The sequence below is a fragment of the Nannocystis bainbridge genome (genome assembly GCF_028368995.1).
In the GTDB taxonomy this organism is placed as follows: domain Bacteria; phylum Myxococcota_A; class Polyangia; order Nannocystales; family Nannocystaceae; genus Nannocystis; species Nannocystis bainbridge.
In genome coordinates this window covers 917,165-940,611 of record NZ_JAQNDL010000002.1, presented here as the reverse complement: position 1 = coordinate 940,611, position 23,447 = coordinate 917,165, and the positions used below count along the sequence as shown (strand labels likewise).

17 protein-coding genes are annotated in these 23,447 nt (G+C 73.4%); 9 read left to right on the top strand and 8 right to left on the bottom strand.

Features of this window, described 5'->3' with window-relative positions; all coding sequences use genetic code 11:
- The first annotated feature begins 95 nt into the window (after positions 1-95).
- The 5 genes from mutL to POL25_RS21360 are packed head-to-tail and all read left to right on the top strand — an operon-like array spanning position 96 to position 7,750.
- Positions 96-3,101, top strand: a complete 3,006-nt coding sequence (gene mutL, locus POL25_RS44440) for a DNA mismatch repair endonuclease MutL (RefSeq protein WP_272087983.1) — start codon at positions 96-98, stop codon at positions 3,099-3,101.
- A complete protein-coding gene (miaA, locus tag POL25_RS21375) occupies positions 3,098-4,102 on the top strand; it encodes a tRNA (adenosine(37)-N6)-dimethylallyltransferase MiaA (RefSeq protein ID WP_272087982.1) in 1,005 nt (334 codons plus the stop codon). Before mutL ends, miaA begins: the two co-directional genes overlap by 4 nt.
- A complete protein-coding gene (locus tag POL25_RS21370) occupies positions 4,099-5,058 on the top strand; it encodes an acetyl-CoA carboxylase carboxyltransferase subunit alpha (protein WP_272087981.1) in 960 nt (319 codons plus the stop codon). The genes miaA and POL25_RS21370 overlap by 4 nt, the downstream gene beginning before the upstream one ends.
- Before the next feature lie 7 nt (positions 5,059-5,065).
- Positions 5,066-7,198 (top strand): rhomboid family intramembrane serine protease, encoded by a 2,133-nt coding sequence (locus tag POL25_RS21365; protein ID WP_272087980.1) that lies wholly within the window; start codon positions 5,066-5,068, stop codon positions 7,196-7,198.
- 15 nt (positions 7,199-7,213) lie between these two features.
- A complete protein-coding gene (locus POL25_RS21360) occupies positions 7,214-7,750 on the top strand; it encodes a DOMON domain-containing protein (protein ID WP_272087979.1) in 537 nt (178 codons plus the stop codon).
- Between the two features lie 161 nt (positions 7,751-7,911).
- On the opposite strand, the gene POL25_RS21355 is transcribed toward POL25_RS21360, so the two are convergent.
- The 4 genes from POL25_RS21355 to POL25_RS21340 are packed head-to-tail and all read right to left on the bottom strand — an operon-like array spanning position 7,912 to position 11,296.
- Positions 7,912-8,526 carry a DsbA family oxidoreductase gene (locus POL25_RS21355; protein WP_272087978.1) on the bottom strand — a complete coding sequence of 205 codons (615 nt, stop codon included), beginning with the start codon at positions 8,524-8,526 and terminating at the stop codon, positions 7,912-7,914.
- 13 nt (positions 8,527-8,539) lie between these two features.
- On the bottom strand, positions 8,540-9,226 hold the full coding sequence (locus POL25_RS21350) for a glutathione S-transferase family protein (protein ID WP_272087977.1): 687 nt from the start codon (positions 9,224-9,226) through the stop codon (positions 8,540-8,542).
- A 43-nt stretch (positions 9,227-9,269) separates the two neighbouring features.
- Positions 9,270-10,235 (bottom strand): lipoyl synthase, encoded by a 966-nt coding sequence (gene lipA, locus POL25_RS21345; RefSeq protein ID WP_373372100.1) that lies wholly within the window; start codon positions 10,233-10,235, stop codon positions 9,270-9,272.
- A gap of 26 nt (positions 10,236-10,261) precedes the next feature.
- Positions 10,262-11,296, bottom strand: coding sequence for a DnaJ C-terminal domain-containing protein (locus POL25_RS21340; protein ID WP_272087975.1), 1,035 nt, complete (start codon positions 11,294-11,296; stop codon positions 10,262-10,264).
- A gap of 69 nt (positions 11,297-11,365) precedes the next feature.
- Between POL25_RS21340 and POL25_RS21335 the strand changes: the two genes are divergently transcribed.
- A complete protein-coding gene (locus tag POL25_RS21335; RefSeq protein WP_272087974.1) occupies positions 11,366-14,287 on the top strand; it encodes a TIGR03960 family B12-binding radical SAM protein in 2,922 nt (973 codons plus the stop codon).
- 77 nt (positions 14,288-14,364) lie between these two features.
- On the opposite strand, the gene POL25_RS21330 is transcribed toward POL25_RS21335, so the two are convergent.
- Both POL25_RS21330 and POL25_RS21325 read right to left on the bottom strand, forming a co-directional pair.
- Complete coding sequence (locus POL25_RS21330) at positions 14,365-15,642, bottom strand: mechanosensitive ion channel family protein (RefSeq protein ID WP_272087973.1); 1,278 nt, start codon at positions 15,640-15,642, stop codon at positions 14,365-14,367.
- 178 nt (positions 15,643-15,820) lie between these two features.
- Positions 15,821-16,531: a hypothetical protein gene (locus POL25_RS21325; RefSeq protein ID WP_272087972.1), complete on the bottom strand. Its 711-nt coding sequence runs from the start codon at positions 16,529-16,531 to the stop codon at positions 15,821-15,823.
- 200 nt (positions 16,532-16,731) lie between these two features.
- Here POL25_RS21325 and POL25_RS21320 point away from each other — a divergent pair, with 200 nt between their 5' ends.
- Positions 16,732-17,121, top strand: a complete 390-nt coding sequence (locus tag POL25_RS21320) for a VOC family protein (RefSeq protein WP_272087971.1) — start codon at positions 16,732-16,734, stop codon at positions 17,119-17,121.
- Positions 17,122-17,194: 73 nt separating this feature from the next.
- Here POL25_RS21320 and POL25_RS21315 read toward each other — a convergent pair whose 3' ends face one another.
- Positions 17,195-18,310 carry a PDZ domain-containing protein gene (locus POL25_RS21315; protein ID WP_272087970.1) on the bottom strand — a complete coding sequence of 372 codons (1,116 nt, stop codon included), beginning with the start codon at positions 18,308-18,310 and terminating at the stop codon, positions 17,195-17,197.
- Between the two features lie 230 nt (positions 18,311-18,540).
- On the opposite strand from POL25_RS21315, the gene POL25_RS21310 reads away from it, so the two are divergent.
- On the top strand, positions 18,541-20,442 hold the full coding sequence (locus POL25_RS21310) for an AAA family ATPase (RefSeq protein ID WP_272087969.1): 1,902 nt from the start codon (positions 18,541-18,543) through the stop codon (positions 20,440-20,442).
- A gap of 196 nt (positions 20,443-20,638) precedes the next feature.
- Positions 20,639-22,237 carry a serine/threonine-protein kinase gene (locus POL25_RS21305; RefSeq protein ID WP_272087968.1) on the top strand — a complete coding sequence of 533 codons (1,599 nt, stop codon included), beginning with the start codon at positions 20,639-20,641 and terminating at the stop codon, positions 22,235-22,237.
- Between the two features lie 133 nt (positions 22,238-22,370).
- On the opposite strand, the gene POL25_RS21300 is transcribed toward POL25_RS21305, so the two are convergent.
- Positions 22,371-23,297 (bottom strand): serine/threonine protein kinase, encoded by a 927-nt coding sequence (locus POL25_RS21300; RefSeq protein WP_272087967.1) that lies wholly within the window; start codon positions 23,295-23,297, stop codon positions 22,371-22,373.
- Positions 23,298-23,447 lie beyond the last annotated feature (150 nt).

Genomic DNA, 23,447 nt, shown 5'->3' with positions numbered 1-23,447 from the left:
GGGGTGGTCCCCGACCCTATCGCTGCCGGCCCCGCGGTGGGCGCGCCCGCGCGGGGGCCTTGCGCGGCGGCCTCCGGTCGGCCTAACTAACCCGCGTGAATTCGCCCGCGCCCTCCGGACGGATCGCCGTGCTCGGCGCCCTGGTGATCGACCAGATCGCCGCCGGCGAGGTCGTCGAGCGGCCCGCCTCGGTCATCAAGGAGCTGGTCGACAACAGCCTCGACGCCGGCGCGACCCGCGTCGACGTCGAGCTCGAGGACGGCGGCATGGCCCGGATCTCCGTCCGCGACAACGGCCGCGGGATCCACCCTGACGACCTCCTGCTCGCCGTCACCCGCCACGCCACCAGCAAGCTGCGGCACGCGGCCGACATCGCCGACATCGTCACTCTCGGCTTCCGCGGCGAGGCGCTCGCCAGCGTCGCCGCGGTCGCGCGCGTCGACCTGCGCAGCCGCCAGCCCGGCGCGGCCGTCGGCGTGCACCTGCACGGGATCCCTGGCGAGGCCCCCGTCCTCACCCCGGCCGGCATGCCGGTCGGGACCCAGATCGACGTGCACGCGCTGTTCGCCAACCTGCCCGCCCGGCGCAAGTTCATGCGCGCCGAGGCGACCGAGGTCGGCCACTGCAGCGACACCCTGCTGCGCCTCGCCATCGTCCACCCGGGCGTCCACTTCACCCTGCGCCACGGCAAGCGCGAGCTGCTCAACTTGCCGCGGACCACCCGCGAGGGCCGCGTCGCCCAGGTGCTCGAGCGCCGCGTCGGCGGCCCGTTCTTCGCCTTCCGCGGCGAGGACGACGGCATCCGCGTCGAAGCCTTCCTGCCCCACCCGACCGCCGCCGCCCGCGGTCGCGGCAGCCCCTACCTCATCACCCGCCAGCGCGTGGTGCGGGAGCGCAGCCTGGCGCAGATCCTCACCCAGGCCTACGGCCTCGGTGGAGAGGCCCCCTCGGCCTGCCTGTTCGTCGAGCCGCCCAGCGGCGCCGTCGACGTCAACGTCCACCCGCAAAAGGCCGAGGTCCGCTTCAGCGAGCCGCAGCAGGTCTACGCGGCCGTGCGCCGGATCCTCGCCGCCGCCGTGGCCGCCGCGCCGTGGGCCGGCGAACTCGCCGGTCTTTCGGGACAGGTCGCTACGAACATGTCCGATGCGCCAGCCGCGAGCGAGACCCCGCGCGCGACCGGCGTGCCCCCCGGCCGCGGCGGCGCGATCCCGATCGGCTTCGCGCCGGTCCGCGTCGGCGACCCGCGCGAGGACGAGGCACAAGGCGCTGGACACCCGCGCCGTCGCCCCGCGCGCCCGCACGCCGGCGAGACGCCGGAGGAGCAGGACGACGACCCGGACGACGAGGGCGATCCCCCGCGCTCGCAGCGGGACGACGCGAGCCGCGACGTCTCCGCGGGTGCTCCGAGGGCCACGCACGCCCACGACGGCGCTCCTGCTGGCGACGAGACGTCTTCGAGCTCGCCGCGTCGCGCCGACGACCTCGAGTCCGACGCGCCCGGCCCCGCCGTCCGCCGCGCCCAGCAGGCAGCGGCAGCCGCGGCGGCCGGGCGCCGCGCCGAGGCCGAGGCCTGGCTGAGCCGCGCCGAGGCCTCGGTCGACGCCACCCGCCGCCCGCTCGTCGAGACCGCGCTCGCCACGTCCGCCCCCGAGCCGGCGCGACGGACCGGCGCCGGGCCGACCGTGGCGGCGCCGACGGGCGACGCCGGCTGGGACCTCGACCTGGCCGATCCGGATGCCGCCCGGCACTCGTCCCGCGAGCCCGCGCCAGGCCCGGGTCGACCTGGCACCGAGGACATGTCCCTTCGGCCCGGATCGTTCGGACATGTCTCTCAGGACATGCCATTCGGGTCCGATCAGGACCGCGAGCAAGCGACCCCCGGTGATGCCGATCCGGTCGCTGCCCGAACCTCGGGTAGCCAAGCCGCTCGACCCGCCGAGGACCCATCCGCGAGCCCCGCGCCCTCGGCCAGCCCACGTCCTGTCCCCGAGGACATGTCGCCCGCGGCCGGCCCCACCCTGCTCCGCTCGCCTGTCCCGCAGGACATGTCCTCGGGCACCGGTCCCGCCCGCGAGCGGCCCGAGGTGCCTGTCCCCGGGGACATGTCCCCCGACGACCTCGCCTGGCTGGCGCGCGCCGGCGCCGTCGGCGAGCTCGACCCGGCCCGCGACCGCGCCGCCGCGTGGATCGAGCGGGCCGACGGCGAGTTCCCACCCGACTTGCGCGCCAGCGCCGATCCGCTGCTGCGCTGGTCCGAGCGTCAGCCCGACCCGGCGCCGGCGCCCGCGCCCGCGGCCGACGAGCGGCGCCCCGGCGCCTACCGCCTGAGCACGCGCGCGCTCGACCACGGCTACGACCGCCACAAGCGCTCGATGATGGAGGCCGCCGCCGCGCTGCGGCCCGATGGCGCCGCCCCGCGCCCGGCCGAGCCCGAGCGCGAGGCCTCGCTGGCGCTGCTGCCCGGCGACGCACCTGTCCCGCGAGACATGCGCGAACAGTCCGGTCCCGGAGGACAGGCCAGCGCCGCCACCGCGCGGCCCGACATCCCTGCCCTGCTCGCCTGCCTCCCGGGCCCGGTGGCCGTGTTCGCCGACCGCGACGCGCTGCTGGCCGTCGACCTCCGGCGGGTCCGCTCGCACCTGGTCTATCTCCGCCTGCAGCGCGACCTGGTCGGCCGCCGCGCCGTCGCCGTGCAGGGCCTGCTGTCGCCGGCGGTGGTCCAGCGCCCGACCGCCGACGTCGCGCTGATCCAGGCCGCGCGCGCCGAGCTGCTCGGCCTCGGCGTCGACCTCGACGTGTTCGGCGACGACGCGGTGGTGGTGCGCGGCGTGCCGGCCCACCTGCGCCACTGCGTCGACGATGCCGACGCCGCCGACCTCGTGGCCCGGATCGTGCCGTGGCTGCGGATCCGCGACGCCGACGGCGACCGGGCGGCGCGTGAACGCGGGCTGCTCGACGCGATCGCTACCACGCACGGCGGCGACCCGGCGCCCCGGCTCGCGCGTCGCTGGCTCGCCGAGCTCGTCGACGCCGGCGCGGCGCTCGAGTCGGTGCCGGGGATCCGCCGCTGGACCGGCTCCGCCCTGCTCGGAGGCGGATGACCGCCGACGACGCGATGGATCGCGCGCACGATCTGCCGCGCCTGCTCGCCGTCGTCGGGCCGACCGCGTCTGGAAAATCACGCCTCGCGGTCGCGCTGGCCGAACGCCTGCGCTTGCCGATCTTCTGCTGCGACTCGGTGCAGGTCTATCGCGGCCTCGACATCGGCTCCGCCAAGGTCGACGCGGCCACGCGCGAGCGCGTGCCGCACTTCTTGCTCGACCTCGTCGATCCCGACGCCGACTTCAGCGCCGGAGATTACCAGTCGTCCGCCTGGCAGTTGCTCGCGCGCGGCCCAGGGCTGTTCACCGGCGGCACCGGGTTCTACCTCCGCGCCGTCACGCACACGCACAGCGGCGCCGATCCGGTCGCCGACGCCCCTGCGAGCGATCCGCGGCGCGCCGCCTTCACCGCGCAGTGGGAAGCACGCGAGCGCGAGGGAGCGGGCGCCGTGCACGCGGAGCTGCAGCGCCGTGATCCCGAAGCCGCCGCCGCGATCCACCCGCGCAACGTCGTGCGCGCCCTGCGAGCCCTGTGGCTGTGCGAAGCGCATGATCGACCCGTGAGCCTCGTCCGCGCCGAAGACCCGCCGCGTGCGCGAGCTCGCCTCGCCACCGTCGTGCTCGAGCCCGAGTACACCGCGCTCGACCGCGCGATCGATGACCGCTGCGACGCGATGATCCGCGCGGGCCTCGTCGCCGAGGTGTCCAACCTCGTCGCTGCTGGGTATGATTCGCGCCATCGATCCATGGGAAGCCTCGGCTATCGCCAGATCCTCGATCACCTCGCCGGCCTCAGCCTCGGCGACGCCGTCGCTGCCATCAAGCAGCAGACGCGGCGCTACGCCCGGCGCCAGCGCACCTACTTCCGCCACCAGCTGGCCGTCGATCGCCGGATCGCGGTCACGCGGCCGATCTGGCTCATGGGCCAGGTCGAGCTGGAGCGCGAGGCCGACGTCATCGCCGCCGAGGCCGCGGCCTTCCTCGCGGGGGACCTGACATGAGCGGCAAAGTATTGGAGTTCGAGCGCCCGATCGTCGAGCTCGAGACGAAGATCCGCGAGCTCAAGGATCTGAGCGGCGCCAGCGGCGAGATGGCCGACGAGATCGCCAGGCTCGAGCAGAAGGCCGCCGAGCTGCAGCGCGAGCGGTTCGCCACGCTCACGCCGTGGGAGCAGCTGCAGCTGGCCAAGCACCCCGACCGCCCCTACACGCTCGACTACATCGGCGAGATGCTCACCGACTTCGTCGAGCTCAAGGGCGACCGCGCCTTTGGTGACGACCCCGCGATCGTCGGCGGCATCGCCCGCCTCGACGGCCGCTCCGTGGTGGTGCTCGGCCAGCAGAAGGGCCGCAACACCAAGGAGAACCTCCACCGCAACTTCGGGATGGCGCGCCCCGAGGGCTACCGCAAGGCCCAGCGGCTGATGAAGATGGCCGACCAGTTCCGCCTGCCGCTGCTCTGCCTCATCGACACCGCCGGCGCCTACCCGGGCATCGGCGCCGAGGAGCGCGGCCAGGCCGAGGCCATCGCCACCTGCCTCGAGCTGATGGCCGGCCTGCGCGTGCCCTCGATCTCGGTCGTCATCGGCGAGGGCGGCTCCGGCGGCGCGCTGGCCATCGGCGTCACCGACCGGATCCTCATGCTCGAGCACGCGGTCTACTCGGTCATCTCGCCGCGCGGCTGCGCCTCGATCCTGTGGAAGGACGCCGAGGCCGAGCGCATCGCCGCCGAGCAGCTCAAGATGACCGCGCAGGACCTGGTCGGCCTCGGCATCTGCGACGAGATCGTGCCCGAGACCCTGGGCGGCGCCCACCGCGGCCTCCCGGGCACCGCCGCGGCGCTCCACGACACCCTGCGCCGCCACTTCGGCGAGCTCGCCGCGCTCTCGGTCGAGGACCGCCTCGAGCGGCGCTACGCCAAGTTCCGGCGCATGGGTCACGTGGAGCTGCAGAGTTAAGGTCGGCTTGGCGCTCTATCACAACCTCCTGGTCCTCGCGGGGCTGGTCCTCGCCATGGTCCTGCTCCGCACGATCCGCCGACCGGGCGGCCCGCGGGGCTACGCGGCGGTGCTGGGGCTGCAGCTCGTGCTGGCCTTCACCGCGATCGTCTACGAGGACCGCTACCTCGGGACCGTCGTCATCTGTCTGTGCGGCCTGACGGTGGTCGCCCCGGCGCTGCTCGAGCGCGGGGCCCGGCAGATGTTCGCGCTCGGCCGCCCGCGCCTGGCCGTGCGCCTGTCTGGTCTTCGAGCCATGTTGATGCCCGGCGCCGGCCTCGGGCGTCAGCAGCAGATCCTCCGCGGCTTCGCCCTGCTCGACCGCGACGGCGTCGACGCGGCGCTGGCCCACTTCCGCGGCCTCGTCGCCGCCGCCGAGGAGCCGGCCGAGCTGGCGGTGATCCACGAGCAGATCGTGGCGATGCTGCTGTTCGACCACCGCTGGAGCGAGGCGGTGACGCACTACGAGAGTCACTTCCACCCGAGCTACGCCGCGGTCCGGCCGACGCTGGCGCTCGGGATCTTGCGCGCCTTCGGCGAGCTCGGGCGTCACGACGCCGCGGCCGCGCTGCTGCGCTCGATCGAGGACGGCCCGCTCGGCAGCGAGGCCGGCGCCGCCGAGCTGCTGGCCCAGGCGCGCCTCACCTTCCTCGCCCACTCCGGGGCGCTCGGCGTCGTCGAGGACGCGTTGGTGCGCGACCGCGGGCGCCGGCTCGGCCTGTCCCCGGGGACAGCCACGCTGTTCCTCGGGATCGCCGCCGCCCGCGCCGGCGATCCGCAGCGCGCCGACGCGTTGCTGCAGCAGGTCCCCGGGCTCGCGCGCCGCAGCGAGACCCGCCTCGCCGCCGCCGCTCGCACCGTGCGCGCCCACGTCGACGAGCCCGCGCCGGCGTTCGACGACGATCTGCAGGAGTTCGTCCAGGCCGTCGGCGAACGCTTCCGCGCCGCCCTGCGCGAGCGCGGCGGGGCCCGCCGGCTGCAGCCGCTGATCATGACCACCGCCCTGATCGCCGTCTCGGCCGGTTGGTACGTGGTCACGCTCGCGGCCGGCTGGGCCGGCGTCGGCCTGCTCCGCGCCGGCGCCCTGACCGGCGAGCTGTGGCGCGCCGGCAGCTGGGGCCGCCTCTTCACCGCCCCGTTCGTGCACGCCGACCTCGTCGGCCTGCTGCTCGACTGCTACTCGATCTGGCTCGCAGGACATGTGCTCGAGCGCATCCACGGCTGGGCCCGCACCGGCCTGATCGCCATCCTCGGCAGCGCCGCCGGCATGTGGGCCGCCGCGGTCGCCGACCCCGATCCGGCCCAGGTCATCGGCGGCGGCAACGCCCTCGCGGTCGCCGTGCTGGTCGCCACCTTGTGGACGCTGCTGCCCGCGCGCACCCCGGGCCTGCTCTCGACGGTGCGCCGCAGCGTCGTCCTCACCCTGCTCTTCCTGCTCGGCGCGCACGTGTTCGCCTGCATCCCCGGGGTCTACGGCCTGCGCTCGACGCCCCTGTCTCTCGGGACAGCTGCCTTCGTCGCCTCCGCGCTGACCCTGCTGCTGCCACCGACCCTCCCCGGCTGGACCCGCAAGCCGCTGGCCGGCCTGTGCCTGGCCGCGATCGCCGTCGTCGGCCTCGGCGCCGTCCAGGTCTCGCGCGAAGATCCGATCGCCTTCGCCGCTGCCCACCGCGAGCTCCGCGTCGTCGAGAACGGCGTCGCGCTCGCGCTGCCGACCAGCTTCGAGCGCGTCGAAGCTGGCGAGCGCCGCCACCCGCTGCTGCAGGTGTTCCCTGGCTGGCTCGACACCCAGGCGCTGCGCGGCGGCCACCTCGTCGAGTTCGTGGTCGTGCCCGACGCCCCCGCCGAGGGCAGCGCTCTGTTCGTCCTCGCCCCGGCCCTCGCGCACGAGCTCGTCCTGCGCCCCGAGGCCGATCCCGAGGCCGCCTTCGCCGGCTTCACCAACTACACGCTGCAGCGCAACGGCGAGACCATCGCCCGCCTCGTCGAGCGCCGCCTCGGCGACCACGCCGTGCTCCTGCTGGCCGCCCCCGCCGCCGCGCTCGATCCGGCCGCCGCGCTGTACTCGGCGATCCTCGGCGACGCCGTGCGCGCCGACTGACGCTACCCTGGCCGCGTGCACCTCGTCATCGACCGCACGTGGGACGGCCGCCCGGCGGCGCCTGTCGAACGAACCACCCTCGAGCTCCGCGCTCGCCCCGGCGCGCTCGAGCTGACGATCGACGCCCCGTTTCACCGCGATCCGCCGCCGCCCTCGCCGCCCGGCTCGACCCCGGGCCTGTGGAATTTCGAGGTCGTCGAGCTGTTCCTCCACGCCCCCGGCGATCGCTACCTCGAGCTCGAGTTCGGCCCGCACGGCCACTCGCTCGCGCTCCAGCTGCACGGCGTCCGCAACCTCGTCGCCACCGTCGCTGTCGAGTTCGTCGCCGACGCGCTTGCCGGCGGCCGCTGGCGCGGTCGCGCGACCGTCCCTGCCGACCTGCTCCCGCCCGGCCTGGCCCGCTGCAACGCCCACGCGATCCACGGCCAGGGCGACGCGCGCCGCTACCTCTCCGCCCTGCCCGCCGGCGGCCTGCGCCCCGATTTCCACCGCCCCGACGTCAGCGAGCCGCTCGATCCGGACTTGGTGCGGCAGCTGTCTCTCGGGACATGATTTCGGGAGCATGCCCCGATCGACATGTCGCCTCGAGCATGCCCATCAGGACATGCTCGAAAAGCCATCTCACGCGCTCCGACCATGACCGGCGCGCACGCAGCTCGCCGTCGCCGGCGCGCACGTCGCTCGCCCTCGGCGCCCTCGCCTGACGCGCCCGCTCAGCCCGCGGCCTTGCGGATCGTCTCGCGGAACACCGCCTCCGGCTGCGCCCCCGACAGCGCCGTGCGACCGTCGAAGATGAACAGCGGCACCCCGCGGACCCCGTTGCGGGCCGCGTGTTCGGCCTCCTGGCGCGTCTCGGCCAGCTCGCGCGCATCGCCGACCAGCGCCGCAACCTCCTCCGCGGCGAACCCGTGCGGCGCCGCCAGTTCGGCCAGCACCGCCGGGTCGGCGATGTTCTTGCCCTCGAGGAAGTAGGCCGCGAACAGCGCCCGCGACAGCGCCCGCTGGCTCCCCTTGGCAACCGAGTGGCGCAGCAGCGTGTGCGCCCGCAGCGTCGGGTAGCCCATGTGCACCTTCGCGAAGTCGAGCGCGATGCCCGACTCTCGGGCCGCGCGCTCGACGTTGGCGAACGCCGGCGTCGGGTCGCCGCCGAACTTCTGGCGCAGGCGCTCGCGCAGGTCGGTCCCGCTGTCGGGCCCGTCGGGGTCGAGCAGGAACGGGTGCAGCGTCACCGTCGCCTCGGCCCCCGTCTCGGCCAGCGCGCGCTCGAGCCGCTCGATGCCGATGAAGCACCACGGGCAGGCGATGTCGGACACGATGTCGATGTGCATGGGGACGCTCCTCTCAGGCCGTCGGGCGGGTCTTCAGCATGTAGCTGTTCTTGTCGGCCAGCAGCTTCAGGAACTTCTCGGCGAAGTCCTCGGCCACCGACGAAGTCACCGACGGCCGGCTCGCCAGGCGTCGCGCCCACGCCTCGACCTGCGAGCCCGCCGGCCAGAACGCCCAGCCGGCGTGGTCGGCCAGCAGCGCGAAGCGGAACATCGCCGGCGCCGCCGCCACCTCGACCAGCTTGAACTCGTCCGCCGCCAGGTCGCCCTTGCGCAGCGCATCGTCGTAGCGGCCCAGCGCCGCCGTCGCCGTCTTGGCCGCCGCCTCGAAGTCCGCCTGCGTCGCCGCCATGTAGACCCGGTACTGCGCCATCAGCAGATCGCTGGCGACCTCGACCCACGCCCGCCCGCGCGCCCGCGCGAACGGCTCGGTCGGGATCACCGGCGGCGGGTGGGTCTCGTCGAGGAACTCGACGATCGCCGCCGACTCGAACAGCGGCGTCCCGTCGGCCACCAGCACCGGCACCTTGCCGCGCGGCGACAGGGCCAAGAACCACTCCGGCTTGTTGTCGAGGTCGATGTCGCGGCGGCTGTACTCGACCCCCTTCTCGCGCAGCATGATGCAGGCGCGGTGGACGAACGGGCACAGGGCGTGGCTGATCAGCTCGAGCTGCATCGGGGTCCTCCAGGTCTTCACGGACATGTCTCGACGGACATGCCCTTCGGGGCATGTCCCAAAAACCACATCAGGCCGGCGGCGGGCGCAGGCTGGCGAACCCGATCTTGCCGGCGTCGGCTTGCAGGCGGCGGATCAGCTCGGCCTGGCCCTCGGCGTGGTAGCTGCTGCGGACCAGCGGCCCGCTCTCCACGTGCACGATCCCGGCCGCCAGCGCCTGGCGCTTGAACTCGGCGAACTCGTCGGGGTGCACGTAGCGGTGCACCGGCAGGTGACTCTTGCTCGGCTGCAGGTACTGCCCGAGCGTCAAGATCGTCAGCTCGAGCTCCGCCAGCTGATCGATGACCTCGCGGACCTCGGCCGGCTCCTCGCCGAGCCCGAGCATCAGCCCGGTCTTGACCAGCGCCCCGCGCTCGCGGGCCCGGCGGAGCACCGCGAACGAGCGGTCGTAGCGGGCCTGCACGCGGACCTCGCGGGACAGCCGCGGCACCGTCTCGAGGTTGTGGGCGAACACGTCGGGCCCGGCGTCGAGCACCGTGTCGACATCCGCCAGCGCGCCCTTGAAGTCCGGCACCAGCACCTCGATCGTCATGTCCGGCGCCGCCTCGTGGCACGCGCGCAGCGTCTCGGCCCAGATCCCCGCCCCGCCGTCGCGCAGGTCGTCGCGATCGACCGACGTGATCACCGTGTGGTTGAGGTCGAGCGCCGCCAGCATCGTGGCCACGCGCGCCGGCTCGCCCTCGTCGACCGGCAGCGGCCGCCCCGTCTTCACGTCGCAGAAGCGGCACGAGCGGGTGCAGATGTCGCCGAGGATCATGATCGTCAGCGCCCGGTGGTTCCAGCACTCGCCGATGTTGGGGCAGCTCGCGCTCTGACACACCGTGTGCAGCCCGAGCTCCTTGACCATGCGGCGCAGCGCCGTGTAGCCGTCGCCGCCCGGCATCGGCACGCGCAACCAGTCGGGGTGGCGCCTTCGCGGCGCCGGCGCGGGCTCGGCCTCGGCCTCGGTGCGGACGATCGGGAGGCGAACGGTCACGCGCAAGGCATAGCACGCGGCGACCTCTACAGCTCGAGGTCGGCGCGCACGTTCTCGTGCCCCTGCAGGCGCTCGAGCGCGGCTGTCAGCTCAGGGTCGGCCGCGGTGGGGAGGCGCACGTCGAGCGTCACCAGCAGGTCGCCCGCCTCGCCGTTCGCCGGCGCGATGCCCTTGCCCTTGAGCCGCAGCGTCTGCCCGTTCTGACTGCCGGGCTTGAGCTTCAACGTCACCGCCCCGGCCGGCGTCGGGATGTCGACCGGGCCGCCGCGCACCGCCTCGAGCGCGGTCACGGGCAGACTCATCTGCAGGTTGTTGCCATCGCGCTTGAGGCGCGGATGCGGCGCGACCTTCACCGTCAATAGAATGTCGCCCGGCGGGTCGCCCGGGCCGCCCTGACCGCGAAGACGCAGCTTGCCGCCGTCGGCGATCCCGACCGGCACCTTGACGTCGAGCGTGCGCGAGCCCCCTGTCTGCGACTCGATGCGCAGCGGGATCACGGCCCCGCGCAGCAGCTGCGGGAAATCGATCGTGATCTCGCCCTCGATGTCGTTCCCGCGGGTGCTGACCGGTCGCCCGCGACCGCCGCGGGCAGCAGGGTCGACCACGCGCCCGCCGCCGAACAGCTGCGACAGCAGGTCGTCGAACGACACCCCGCGCGCGTCGCCGAAGTTCTGGAAATTGAACTGGCCGTCGGCGTCAAACCCGCCGCCGCCGCCGAACCCGGCCGGCCCGGCGCGCCGGCGACCGCCACCGCCGCCGCGGGTCGCCTGCTGATAGGCGCGCGCGCGCTCCGGATCGAAGCCCTGCGTCAGGCTCATGTCGCCGAACTCGTCGTAGTTCTTGCGCCGCTGAGCGTCGCCCAGCACCTCGTAGGCGCCGGACATCTCCTTGAATTTCTCCTCTGCCTGCTTGTCGCCCGGGTTCTTGTCCGGGTGATGCTGCTGAGTCAGCTTGCGGAACGCCCGCTTGATCTCTTTCTCGTCGGCGGTGCGCGGCACGCCCAGGACTGAGTACAGGTCCTTCACGGCAGGCATTCTTGGGTCACACGCGGCCCGCGGCAAGGGGGGCGGTGCGCCCGGCGCGGACGCGGTGGTGCGGACGCGCCATTTCGGCTAAAAGAGCGGCTCGTCATGGCAGAACATCCTTATGCCGAATTCCTCGGGCGCGTGGAAAAGCCCGGGCGCTACCTCGGCGGCGAAGAGCAGCAGATCCGCAAGTCGGGCGCCGGGCTCGCGTGTCGCTTCGTCCTCGCCTTCCCCGATCTCTACGAGATCGGCATGAGCCACCTCGGCACGCGCATCCTCTACGACCTCGTCAACAAGCACGACGACCTCGTGTGCGAGCGCGCGTTCAGCCCGTGGACCGACATGGAGGCCGAGCTGCGTGCGCGGGGTCTCCCGCTCGTCAGCCTCGAGACCGCCACCCCGCTGCGTGAGTTCGACGTCGTCGGCTTCAGCCTGCAGTACGAGCTCAGCTACACCAACGTCCTCCTCAACCTCGAACTCGGCGGGATCCCGCTGCGCAGCGACGCGCGAGGCGACGCCGACCCGATCGTGCTCGCGGGCGGGCCCACGGCCACGCACCCCGAGCCGCTGGCCGCCTTCGTCGATCTCTTCCTCGTCGGCGAGGCCGAGGAGGTCCTGCCCGACCTCCTGCGCACGATCGGCCGCATGCGTAGCGAAGGTCGGTCGCGGCGCGAGATCCTGGCCGCCGCCGCCCGCACGCCCGGCATCTACGCGCCCACCTTCTACGCCGTCGAGCGCGACGAGCGGAGCGAGCTGCTCGTCGTCACCGGCCCGACCGAGGAGGGTCGAGCGCTCGGCGTGCCCGCGCGGGTCGGTCGCGTCTACGTGCGCGATCTCGATCGCTTCCCCTTCCCCACGCGGTTCCCGATCCCCTACGCCGAGGCCATCTTCGATCGCGCCTCCGTCGAGATCACCCGCGGCTGCACCGAGGGCTGCCGGTTCTGCCAGGCCGGCATCATCTACCGCCCGGTCCGCGAGCGCGACCCCAAGCAGATCGTCAAGGCCGTGCTCGACGGCGTCGAGGCGGCCGGCTTCTCCGAGACCAGCCTCACCGCGCTGAGCACCGCCGACGTCTCGTGCATCGATCCGCTGATCAAGGAGCTCGTGCCCGAGCTCAAGCGCCGCAAGATCAAGCTCGGCATCGCCAGCTTGCGCGCTTACGGCCTCAACGAGGGCCTGCTCGACGAGATCAAGAGCGTCGGCATCAGCGGCCTCACCTTCGCGCCCGAGGCCGGGACCCAGCGGATGCGCGACGTCATCAACAAGAACGTCAGCGACGACGACATCCTGACCTCGGCGCGGCGGATCTTCGAGCGCGGCTACGACCGCATCAAGATGTACTTCATCATGGGCCTGCCGACCGAGACCGAGGAGGACGTGGTCGGCATCGCCGAGACCGGCCGCAAGGTCCGCGAGGTCGCGCGCGAGCTCAAGCTGCAGCGCATGCCCACCGTCACCGTCAGCGTCTCGCAGCACGTGCCCAAGCCGCACACCCCGTTCCAGTGGGCGGCCATGGATGGCCTTTCGGACCTGTCCCAAAAGGTCAACCTGCTGCGCGACCTGGCCCGGCGTTACCGCCTCGAGCTCAAGACCCACTCGCAGACCGAGAGCTGGCTCGAGTGCCTGTTCGCCCGCGGCGACCGTGACATGGGCGAGGTCCTCGGCCACGCCTACGCCGCCGGCGCCCGCTTCGACGGCTGGCGCGAGCGCTTCTCGATGGCCCGCTGGACCGCCGCGATCGCGGCCGTCGGCGTTGAGCCCGAGCGTTACACCCGCACCATCGCCGTCGACGCCCGCCTGCCGTGGGACCACATCGACATCGGCCTCGAGCCCGGCTTCCTCGCCGAGGAGTACCGCAAGGCCCTGCGCGGGCGCGCCTCCCCGCCGTGCGGCAAGCCGTTCGGCGCCAAGGTCCACCCGACCAGCCGCGAGGCCGCCGAGGCCGACGCGCGCCGACTCGTCTGCTACGACTGCGGCATCGCCTGCGACATGTCCGAGATGCGCGGCGAGCGGATGGTCGCCCTCGATCGTCTCGCCGGCATGAAGGTCGAGCGCCACGACCGCGAGCGCGACGACGAGGTCGAGCGCGAGCACGAGCGGGCGATCGCCGCCGACCTGGTCCCGATCGAGCGCCTGCGCGGCCGCCTCAACCCGAGCAAGCTGGCCGCCGACAGCGCCTTCAAGGCCGCCGCCGAGGCCCCGTTCACCCGCGTGCGGGTGTTCTTCGCCAAGACGGGGCCGATGCGGTTCATGGGCCACCTCGACCTCACCCGCGTCCTGCCGCGCATGCTGCGGCGCGCCGGGGTCGAGACCGCCTTCTCGCGCGGCTTCAACCCGGTGCCGCGCATGTCCTTCGGGCCAGCTCTGGCGCTCGGCGTCGGCGCCCGCGAGGAGGTCGTCGACCTCGACGTCCTGCTGCCGCGCAGCGACGCCGACATGGCCGGCCTGTGGAGCGACGACGACCGCCTGCGCGAAGCCCTGCAGCTGCGCGAGCGGTTCGTCGCCGCCGCCCCGCCCGGCATCGACATCCTCGACGTCCGCGTCCTCCTCCAGGGCGAGCGCCGCCTCGGCGAGCTCGTCGTCGCCGCCGACTACGCCGTCGACCTCGGCCCCGAGCTGGCCGCCGAGGTCGCCGCCGAGCTGCCCGCCCGCCTCGGCGGTCCGCTCCAGGTCGAGCGCGCCGGCAAGGCCAAGGCCGGCCGCGGCCTGCGACGCGCCGTCGGCGAGCCGACCGCGGTCGACATCAGCGCTGCTCTGCTGCACGCCGAGGTCGAAGTCGACGCCGGCCTGCTGCGCTTCCGCGTCCGCCTCAGCTCCGAAGGCCCTGGCGCCCGCCCGCGCGAGGTCGTCCAGGCCCTCGTCGGCGCCGTGATCTCGGACCACAAGCTGGTCCGCGAGCGCCTGCTCGCCCGCTCCGGCGACGACCTCGTCAGCCTGCGCGCCCTCGGCCCGACCTTCGCGCCCAAGAAGCCGCGGACCGAGCGCGAGCCCGACGAGGCGCACGAGCTGGCCGGCACACTCGGCTAGCCTGTCCCCCGGGACATGCCCGCTTCGCCATGCCGCATGGGACATGTCCCATGCGGCATGTCCTCATGGACACCTCGTCAGCGCCCGCCCAGCCGGGCCAGGTCGTTGCCGGACGGGGCCTGGAACACGCGCAGGCCGAACTCCGGCGCGATCGCCAGCACGTGGTCGAAGATGTCGGCCTGGATGCCCTCGTAGACCACCCACGCCGTCTCCTTCGAGAACACGTAGATCTCGAGCGGCAGCCCCTGCGGCGTCGGGTGCAGCTGACGGACGATCCGCATCATCCCCGGGTGGATCTTCGGGTGCGCGCGCAGGTACGCCTCCACATACGCGCGGAACGTGCCGAGGTTGGTCAGGTGGCGCCCGTTGGCCGGCACCGCGGCGGCGTCGTCCGGCACCGTCGCCTCGTTGTACTCCGCCACCTCGCGGACCTTGCTCGCCAGGTACTCGCGCAGGATCACGATCTGCGACAGCCGCTCGATCTCCGCCGCGTCGAGGAACCGGACCGTCGCCATGTCGATGTGGACCGCGCGCTTGATCCGGCGCCCGCCCGACTCGAACATCGCCCGCCAGTTCTTGAACGAGTGCTCGAGGAACTTGTGGGTCGGGATCACCGTGATCGTCGCGTCCCAGTTCTGCACCTTCACCACGTTCAGCGAGATGTCGACCACCCCGCCGTCGGCGTCGAACTGCGGCATCTCGAGCCAGTCGCCGACCCGGATCAGGTCGTTCGTCGTCAGCTGGATCCCGGCCACGAACGACAGCAGCGTGTCGCGGAAGATCAGCAGCAGCACCGCCGTCATCGCCCCCAGGCCGCTGAGCAGCAGCCACGGCGACTGGTCGAGCAGCGTCGCGATCACCACGATCGCCGCGCCGATGTACGCCAGCACCTTCAGCCCCTGCAGGTAGCCCTTGATCGGCCGCCCGAGCGCCTGCGGGTTGCGCGTGTACAGCTCGTTGGTGGCCGTCAGCAGCGCCCCGAACGCGCGCACCGCCACCACCAGGATCGCCGCCAGCGCCATGCGCTCGACGAAGCGCGCCAGCGAGTCGTCGAGCCCGACCACCAGCCCGACGCCGCGGCCGATCACCACCAGCGCCGCGATCGGCACCAGCCGCGCCAGCACCTTGTGCTTGACCAGCACGTCGTCCCAGGTCGTCCGGCTGCGCTGCGCCATCCCGTGCGCCAGCGGCAGGGCGAGCCGCAGCGCCAGCGCGTGGACCACCAGCGCCACCGCCAGCACCACCATCAGCCCGCCGCCGGCGTGCAGCGCCGGGATGCCGAGCCACGACTCGTCGGTCACGTGGCCCACGACCTCGAGCGTCTGGCCCTCGCCGCCGTCCTCGCCGTCTCGCACGCTCGGCACCGTACGGGAGGGCGAACCTCGTTCACAACGACATCGACGTCCGGTGTCTGCGCCAGGCGAGCGCGCCCCGACCTTGCGCCCGCGTCAGGTCGCGGCGGGCGGCTCCTCGCGCGCTCGAGCTGTCCTCGGGGACATGTCGATCCATGCCCCCGCGCCGGCGCCCGCGACCCTAGTCGTTGATGTCCGACGCCGCGTTGCTCGACAGCAGCAGCCCCGCCGCGGCCGCCGCGATCGCCGTCTGCGTCTCCACCGGCAACCCCGGGTCGATCCACACGAACTGCGGGTTGAAGATCTGCACCGCCGCGACCGCCACACCGCCCGCGTCGCGGATCTCGTAGCCGACCGGCTGCGCGCTCGAGAACGCCGCGTTGGCCAGCTTGTGCACCATAGCGATCGACATCGTCGTCGCCCCGTCGGTCATCGACCCCGACAGCGTGTTCGGCCCGTGCAGCTTGCCCCCGCTGCGGAGCTCGAGCTGCCAGCCGCCGGCGCCCTGCGGCATCATCGTGCACACGAGCCCCGCGTCGTTGCTGATCGGGAACAGCACGCCCTGCTTGCTCGTCCCGTACGAGCAGGACCCGGCCCAGCTCGCCGGCGTCCCGCCGACCAGCGAGAACTCGAAGTTCTGCTCCGACTCCTTGCGCTTGTACGGCCCGACCGACGCGCTCTTCTCGGTCTTCCAGCCGCCCTTCGTCAGCGTCGCCGTGTAGCCGGCGTACGTCACCGGCTTGCGGAACTGGGCCCACGCCGAGCCGCTGACCGCCTGCTCCGGCGCCCTGGCGGTCAACGCCGGATCGAGCTGCATGCGCGCCGCGGAGCAGGCGGACAGCGACGAGAGGGCGAACAGCAACGCGACGGATGGGAGCGACGATGAAGGCATGGCGTGAGGGCGGGACGAGCCCGCGTGCTTAGCGACGCTCGCGGAAGCCGACGATTCCTGCACCTCACGCGCCCGTGATCCCCGTCACGCCTCATTGTCCGGTCGTGATCCGTCGCCGCCGCCACGCCGCGCGAACCGAGCCCTGTAGCGACGAGCCCCCACGCTTGACGCCACGAACCACGCCCCGCGATCCTCTCCCCATGCGTCCCCAACCACTCATCGCCGTCGCCGACGTCGAGGCCAGCAGCCGCTGGTACCAGCGCCTCCTCGCCTGCGAGAGCGACCACGGCGGCCGCGAATACGAGCGGCTGGTGCACCGCGGCGCGCTGATCTTGCAGCTCCACCGCTGGGAGGTCGAGCACGACCACGGCCCGATCGGCGACCCGACCGCGCGCCCCTACGGCAACGGCGTCCTGTTGTGGTTCGAGACCGACCAGTTCGACGCCGCCGTCGCCCGCGCCGCCGACCTCGGCGCCGAGGTCGTGCTCGCGCCCCACTTCAACCCGAGCGCCGGTCACCGCGAGATCTGGCTGCGCGACCGCGACGGCTACACCGTCGTCCTCGCCAGCGCGGCGGGCGACGCCGGCTGAGCGCGCGAGGCTGTCACTTCGGACATGCCCCTCTGGACATGTCCCATGCGCCATCCACCGAAGCGCTCGCCGCTCACCGCAGCGCGATCGCCTTGCTCGCGCGCGCCCCGTTGCGCTCGTACGTCACGTTGAACTTGCGCGTGCCCTCGAGCCCCATGTAGAGCCCCAGCGCCGCCATGTCGTCGTCGAGGCGGGCCCCGTTGACCGACACGATCACGTCGCCCGCGCGGAACCCCAGCGCCGCCACCGTGCTGCCCGGCGTCACGCGGGTCAGCTTGTAGCCCCCGCGCGCCGGTGAGATCGACGCCTGGCGCTCGAGCTTGCTCGGGTCGGCGAGCGCCGCGTCGAACTGCTGCTTCTCGAGCGTGCAGCTCGTCGCCGACGCGCACTGCACCCCCGTCTTCCCCGCCGGGCTCGTGCCCGTCGAACCGGCAGGACTCGCCACCCCGCTGCCCGTACTGCCGCGGCTCGGCTTCCCCGCGCCCGTCGGCCGCGACCCCGTCGGCGTCCCCGGCAGCGCCCCGCCGCCCGGCGACACCACCGGCGTTCCTCCGGCTTCGCCGTCGCGCGGCCCCGCCGGCGGCTCCCCGTCCGCCACCCACCTGTCCTCCGGGACCTGCCCCAACGGGCCTGTCCGCGAGGGCATGTCCCCGGCGACCTGTCCTGGCGAACCTGTCCTGGAGCGCAGCAGCTCCGCCCACGCCAGCCCGCCTGCGACCCGCAGCTCGAGCGAGAACCCGACCCCGTCGCGGCTCACCGTCACCTGCCCGCCGCGCTCCAGCCGGGCCAGCGCCCCGGCCGCGCGGCCCGGGCTGTCGAGTCGGACCTCGCCGAGCGCCTCGACCACGTCGCCCGTCCGCAGCCCGATCCGCTCGTACACCGAGCCAGGCACCACCTCGGTCAGCCGATAGCCGACCTGCGCCCCGCGCTCCACCGCCGGCTCGACCCGCACCCCGCCCGTCCCGCTCGCCAGCTCCTCGACCGCCAGCGCGGCCACGAACGCGTCGACCTCGTAGCTCGCCTCGTTCTCGCTGCGCCGCCGGACCCCCGCCGCGATCGCGGCCCGCAGCGGCCCGGTCTCCGCCAGCGTCGCCCCGGTCACCGGCGCGACCTCGGGCCCGGCCTCGCGGCCCGACATCGCCTCGCATCCCGTCAGCAACAGCGCGAGCCACGGCGCGACACGGAGCATGCCCGACGCTACCTTCCCCGCCCGCCTCGCACCACGCCCGCGACGCGCGCCGCCGCAGGCCCTCGCGCTCGCGCCCGGATCCACGAATCTCGCAGCGACGATTTCCGCCCTCGCCCCCGTCGCGCCATCCCCGCGCGCGCTCGATCGGCTTTATCTGGCCCAGAGAATGCGTCTTCGACGCTCTGGACGAGATCGCGCATGGGTCCTAACCTGTGCGCGGAGGGTCCCGCGTGGTTCACCACAAATTGCGTCGTCTCCGCGTCTACGGCGGCTTCCTCGACAAGCTCGACATCCGCTTCGCCGACGGCCTGAACTGCATCATCGGCGGTCGCGGCAGCGGCAAGACCACCGTCCTCGAGTTCATCCGCCACGCCCTCGACCGCGCCCCGCGATCGGGCACCGCCGCCGCCAAGGCGGCCGACGACCGGCTCAAGAACCTGCTCGCCGCCAACCTCGGGACCAGCGGCTACGTCGAGCTCGAGTTCGAGAGCCAGGAGGGCCTCGTCTACCAGATCCGCCGCGGGGCCCACGACGCCCCGCAGGTCACCGACGCCGCCGGCAAGCCCGTCCGGCCCGAAGTGCTCGGCTCCGCCGTGCTCGTCGACGCCGCCATCTTCTCGCACAACCAGATCGAGGACATCGCCCAGAGCCCGGTCGCCCAGCGCGAGCTCATCGACCGCCTGTGCGGCCAGCAGAGCCACGCCATCGAGACCCAGCTGACCCAGACCATCTCGCACTTGCGCGAGAACGCGCAGCGGATCATCGCCCTCCACACCCGCCTGCACGCCGCCCAGCGCGACCTCATCGACCTCTCGAGCTGGGAGAGCAAGCTCGCCGCCGCCAACGCGGCGCTCGGCGAGGGCGGCCTGGCCGACGGGCTGCAGGCCGCCGCCGAGCACAAGGCCCTGCGCGAGCAAGAGAAGGCCGCCCTAGACCGCGTCCGCGCCGCCGTCGGCAAGCTGCGCGGCCTCATCGGCGACACCGTCCTGCCGCAGGTCAAGGCGCTGTCGACCGCCCTGCCCGACGGCCTGCTCAGAGGTCCCAACGGACATGTCCTCGCGGACCTGTCCCGAGAGATCCAGCGCAAGATCGTCGAGATCGACCTCTACGTCTCGTCGCCGCTCGACAAGCTGGCCCTGCTCGACCGCTCGGTCGACGACGCCACCGCCGCCCTCGCGGCCGCCCACGCCCCGCAGGAGGCCCGCTACGCCGAGCTGGCGACCGTGGCCGCCAAGAGCGGCGCGCGCCTGGCCGCCCGCGACGAGGCCGCGCGCGAGGTCATGCGCCTGTCGGCCAGCAAGGCCGAGCTCGGCGAGCTGCAGGCCACGCTCGACCAGACCTTGCGGACCCGCGGCGAGCTGCGCGACGAGCTGCAGCGGCTGCGCGGCGATCGTCACGCCCGCCGCAGCGCCGCCGCCGGCAACGTCAGCGCCCACCTCGGCGGCAAGGTCCGCATCATCCTCGCCGCCGCCGGCGACCTCGCCGCCTACCGCGAGTTTTTGGTCGCGGTGATGCGCCGCTCGGGCAAGCAGTACAACGCCCCGATCGAGCGCCTCGTCGCCCAGGTCACCCCGGTCCAGCTGGGCCAGTTCGTCGACCGCGACGACCACGCCGCGCTCGCCGCGACCGCCGAGATCAACCCTGAGTTCGCCGAATCGCTGCTCCGGGCCCTGCGCGAGGCCCCCGACAAGCGGTTCGAGCTCGACGTGCTCGAGCTCGAGGACATCCCGCGCATCGAGCTGCAGGTCCAGGGCGATTGGCGCAGCAGCGACAAGCTGTCGACCGGGCAGAAGAGCGCCGCCATCTTGCCGATCCTGCTGATGGACAGCGAGGCCCCGCTGCTGGTCGACCAACCCGAGGACAACCTCGACAACAGCTTCATCACCGACGCCATCGTCCCGCAGCTGGCGGCCATCCGCGGCCAGCGGCAGCTCGTCTTCATCACCCACAACCCCAACCTCCCGGTCCTCGGCGAGGCCCCGCAGGTCATCGTGCTCGAGGCTGACGGCCGCAACGCCCGGCAGGTCGCGCAGGGCAGCGTCGAGACCGTCAAGCAGCACATCCTGCGCCTGATGGAGGGCGGCCGCGAGGCGTTCCGCCAACGCCAGCAGCGCTACGAAGTCGCGCCATAAGCCGCGCACGCGGGCGGTGATTGGGCCCGCGTGTCGCCACGCCTCGCCCCCATTCCCTCACCACGCCCGGGCCGGACTCGCCGCCCACATCGGCCGGCCGTCACCGACACAGCCGCCGCGCAACCCGGGACGCACCCGGGCTCGCGCGGCACGCACGACTTGGCCGCAACGGCGCCGGTGATATAGTCCGCCGCCGATGGTCGTATCGCCGCTGCCGAAGCTCGCCGCGTGTCGCACGTGCGGTGAGAGCTTTGCCGACGACCTCCTCGTGTGCCCTGTCGACGGCGCCGCCTTGCCGCTCGAGGGTCGCCTGCTCGACGGCAAGTTCCGCCTCGACCGCCGCCTCGGTCAGGGCGGCATGGCCAGCGTGTGGCAGGCCACCAACGTGTTCGTCGAGCGCACCGTCGCCATCAAGTTGATGCACGCCAGCTACGCCGAGGACGCCGACCTGCTGGCCCGCTTCCGCAACGAGGCCACCGCCGCCGGCCGGATCGGCAGCCCGCACATCTGCGACGTCCTCGATTTCGGCCGCAGCGCGATCGGCCCGTACATCGTCATGGAGCTGCTCTCGGGCTGCTCGCTCAGCGACCTGATCGAGCACTACGGCCGGCTGCAGCCCGGGCTCGCGGTGTGGATCGTCCGCCAGGCGCTGGACGGCCTGCACGCCGCGCACCAGGCCGGCATCATCCACCGCGACCTCAAGCCCGAGAACATCCACCTGTGTCGCGCGATCCGTGACCAGTGGCTCGTCAAGCTCATGGACTTCGGCATCTCGAAGTTCAACGACTCGATCCGCACCGGCGCCGGCACGATGATGGGCTCGCCGAACTACATGGCGCCCGAGCAGATCCACGGCGCGGGCGCCGTCGATCGCCGCGCCGACGTGTGGTCGATCGGCGCGATCCTCTACGAAGCGCTCGCCGGTACGCAGGCGTTCGCGCGCGACACCGTCGCCGACTCGCTGGCCGCCGTCCGCGGCTACGACCCGCCGCCGCTGCACACCCTCGCCCCCGAGGTCCCGCTCGGCCTGTCCGAGATCGTCGCCCGCTGCCTGCGCAAGCAGCCCGACCAGCGCTGGCCCTCGGCCGCCGCCCTCGCCGAGGCCCTGCTGCCGTTCGAGCGCCCCGGCCCGCGCGCTCGCATGCAGCCGATCACCCCGATCGCCGACTTCCACCCCGTCGACACCTTGCCGCGCCTCGGCGCGGTCCCGCAGGCGCTCACCGAGGCCGAGCCTGCACCTGTCCCGAACGCCAGGTCACAGCCCGCCGCGCCAGGGCCCGTGACCCGGCCCTCGGGCGGCTTCCCGCCGGTCGCCAGCGCCATCTCCGGCGCCCACCCCGCGCTGCCCAGTCAACCTGTCCCCAAGACCATCTCCGGCGCCCACCCCCCGCTGCCCCGGGGCTCCGCCGCCGCCGCGCAACCTGTCCCCAAGAACATCTCCGGCGCCCACCCCTCGCTGCCCAGGACCACCACCGGCGCCCACCTCCCTGTCCCCAAGAAGATCACCGGCGCCCAGCAGCCCGTCGCCAGGCCCGTCACTGGTGGCCAGCAGCCCGTCGCCAGGCCCGTCACCGGCGGCCAGCAGCCCGTCGCCAGGCCGGTCACCGGCGGCCAGCAGCCCGTCCCGAAGGCCGGCCCCGGCCAGCCTGGCCCGAGAGTCGCCCCGGCATCACCTGTCTCTTCAGCCAGGTCCCGCGCGCCCGCCGGGGCGAGCGACCCGCACCCGCTGCTCGTCTTCGCCGTCCTCGCCGCCATCGGCACCGTCGCCGCCGCGATCGCCTGGTTCGCGCTCTGACGGTCGGCCTCGGCGGCGGCGCCCGCCAGCACCATGTCTCTCGAGACATGCCCTTCGGGACATGCTCGTGAACACATGCCCCGATGCACATGTCCTCGGGAACATGCCCGATCGGCCATGCCCTCGCCGCGGCTCAGCGGCCGACCGGCGGGCGGAAGTCGGGCAGCTCGGTCGCCGGGTCGCCGCCGTCGATCCCGACCAGCGCCGCCGCGAAGTCGTACACGCTCGGGTGGCGGCGGCTCGCCTCGCGGGCCACCGCCTTGAGCGCCACCTCCGCCTGCGCGCGCGACAGCTTGCCCTCGTCCGCGCGGTACGGTCCCGGCGTGCCGGCCCGCTCGACCGCCGGCGGCGCCCCGGTGGCGCGCGGCCGCTGGCCCGTCAGCAGGTGGATCATCAGCACCCCCAGCGCATAGATGTCCGAGCGCACCGTCGGCTGTTCGCCGGCCACTTGCTCCGGCGACATGTACGCCGGGAACACCGTCGACGGCTCGAACACCTCGGCCAGCTCGGCCCGCCACTCCGGGAACGCGCGCCGGTACGCGCGGGCCAACCCGAAGCCCATCACCAGCACCCGCGGGCGAGTGTCCGCCGGCTCGGCCTCCATCAGCTCGGCCTCCATCGGCTCCTCGCAGAAGCAGTTCTCCGGCTTCAGGTCGCCGTGCACGATCAGCTGCGCGTGGGCGTAGGCCAGCCCGCGGCACACGTCGAGCAGCACCGAGCGGGCCTCCGGCCACGGCATCGGCCCCGAGGCGCCGATCCTCGTCCCCAGGTCGACGCCCTCGCGCGGGCTCATCGCCTGCAGCACCGTCTGCTCGACGCGGAACGGCAGGTAGCACGAGCCGCCGGTCACGAACTTGTGCATCACACGGTCGGCCTGGAGGTCGGCGCGCAACGTCTGCACCGCCGCCTCGTCGCACGTGTACTGGCGGCTGAACACGCGCACGTTCGACGCGCGGAAGCCCCGGAAGAAGCCGCGATAGATCCGGCCGGTCTCGTTGGCGCAGATCAGGCGCGCGAGCTCGAAGTCGCCGTAGAGGCGCGGCAGCGGCTCCTCGGTCACACCTGCACCATACCGCACGGAGGGCCTGCCGCCCCACCTGCGCGGCTCGCGTAGGTCCGGCGCCAGAACGCGCGCAGACCGAGTTCTCCCGCCCCCGGCCCGTGTCATCGCACCCTGTCCCACGCGCGTGCGCGAGCTCTGCTATGCCGG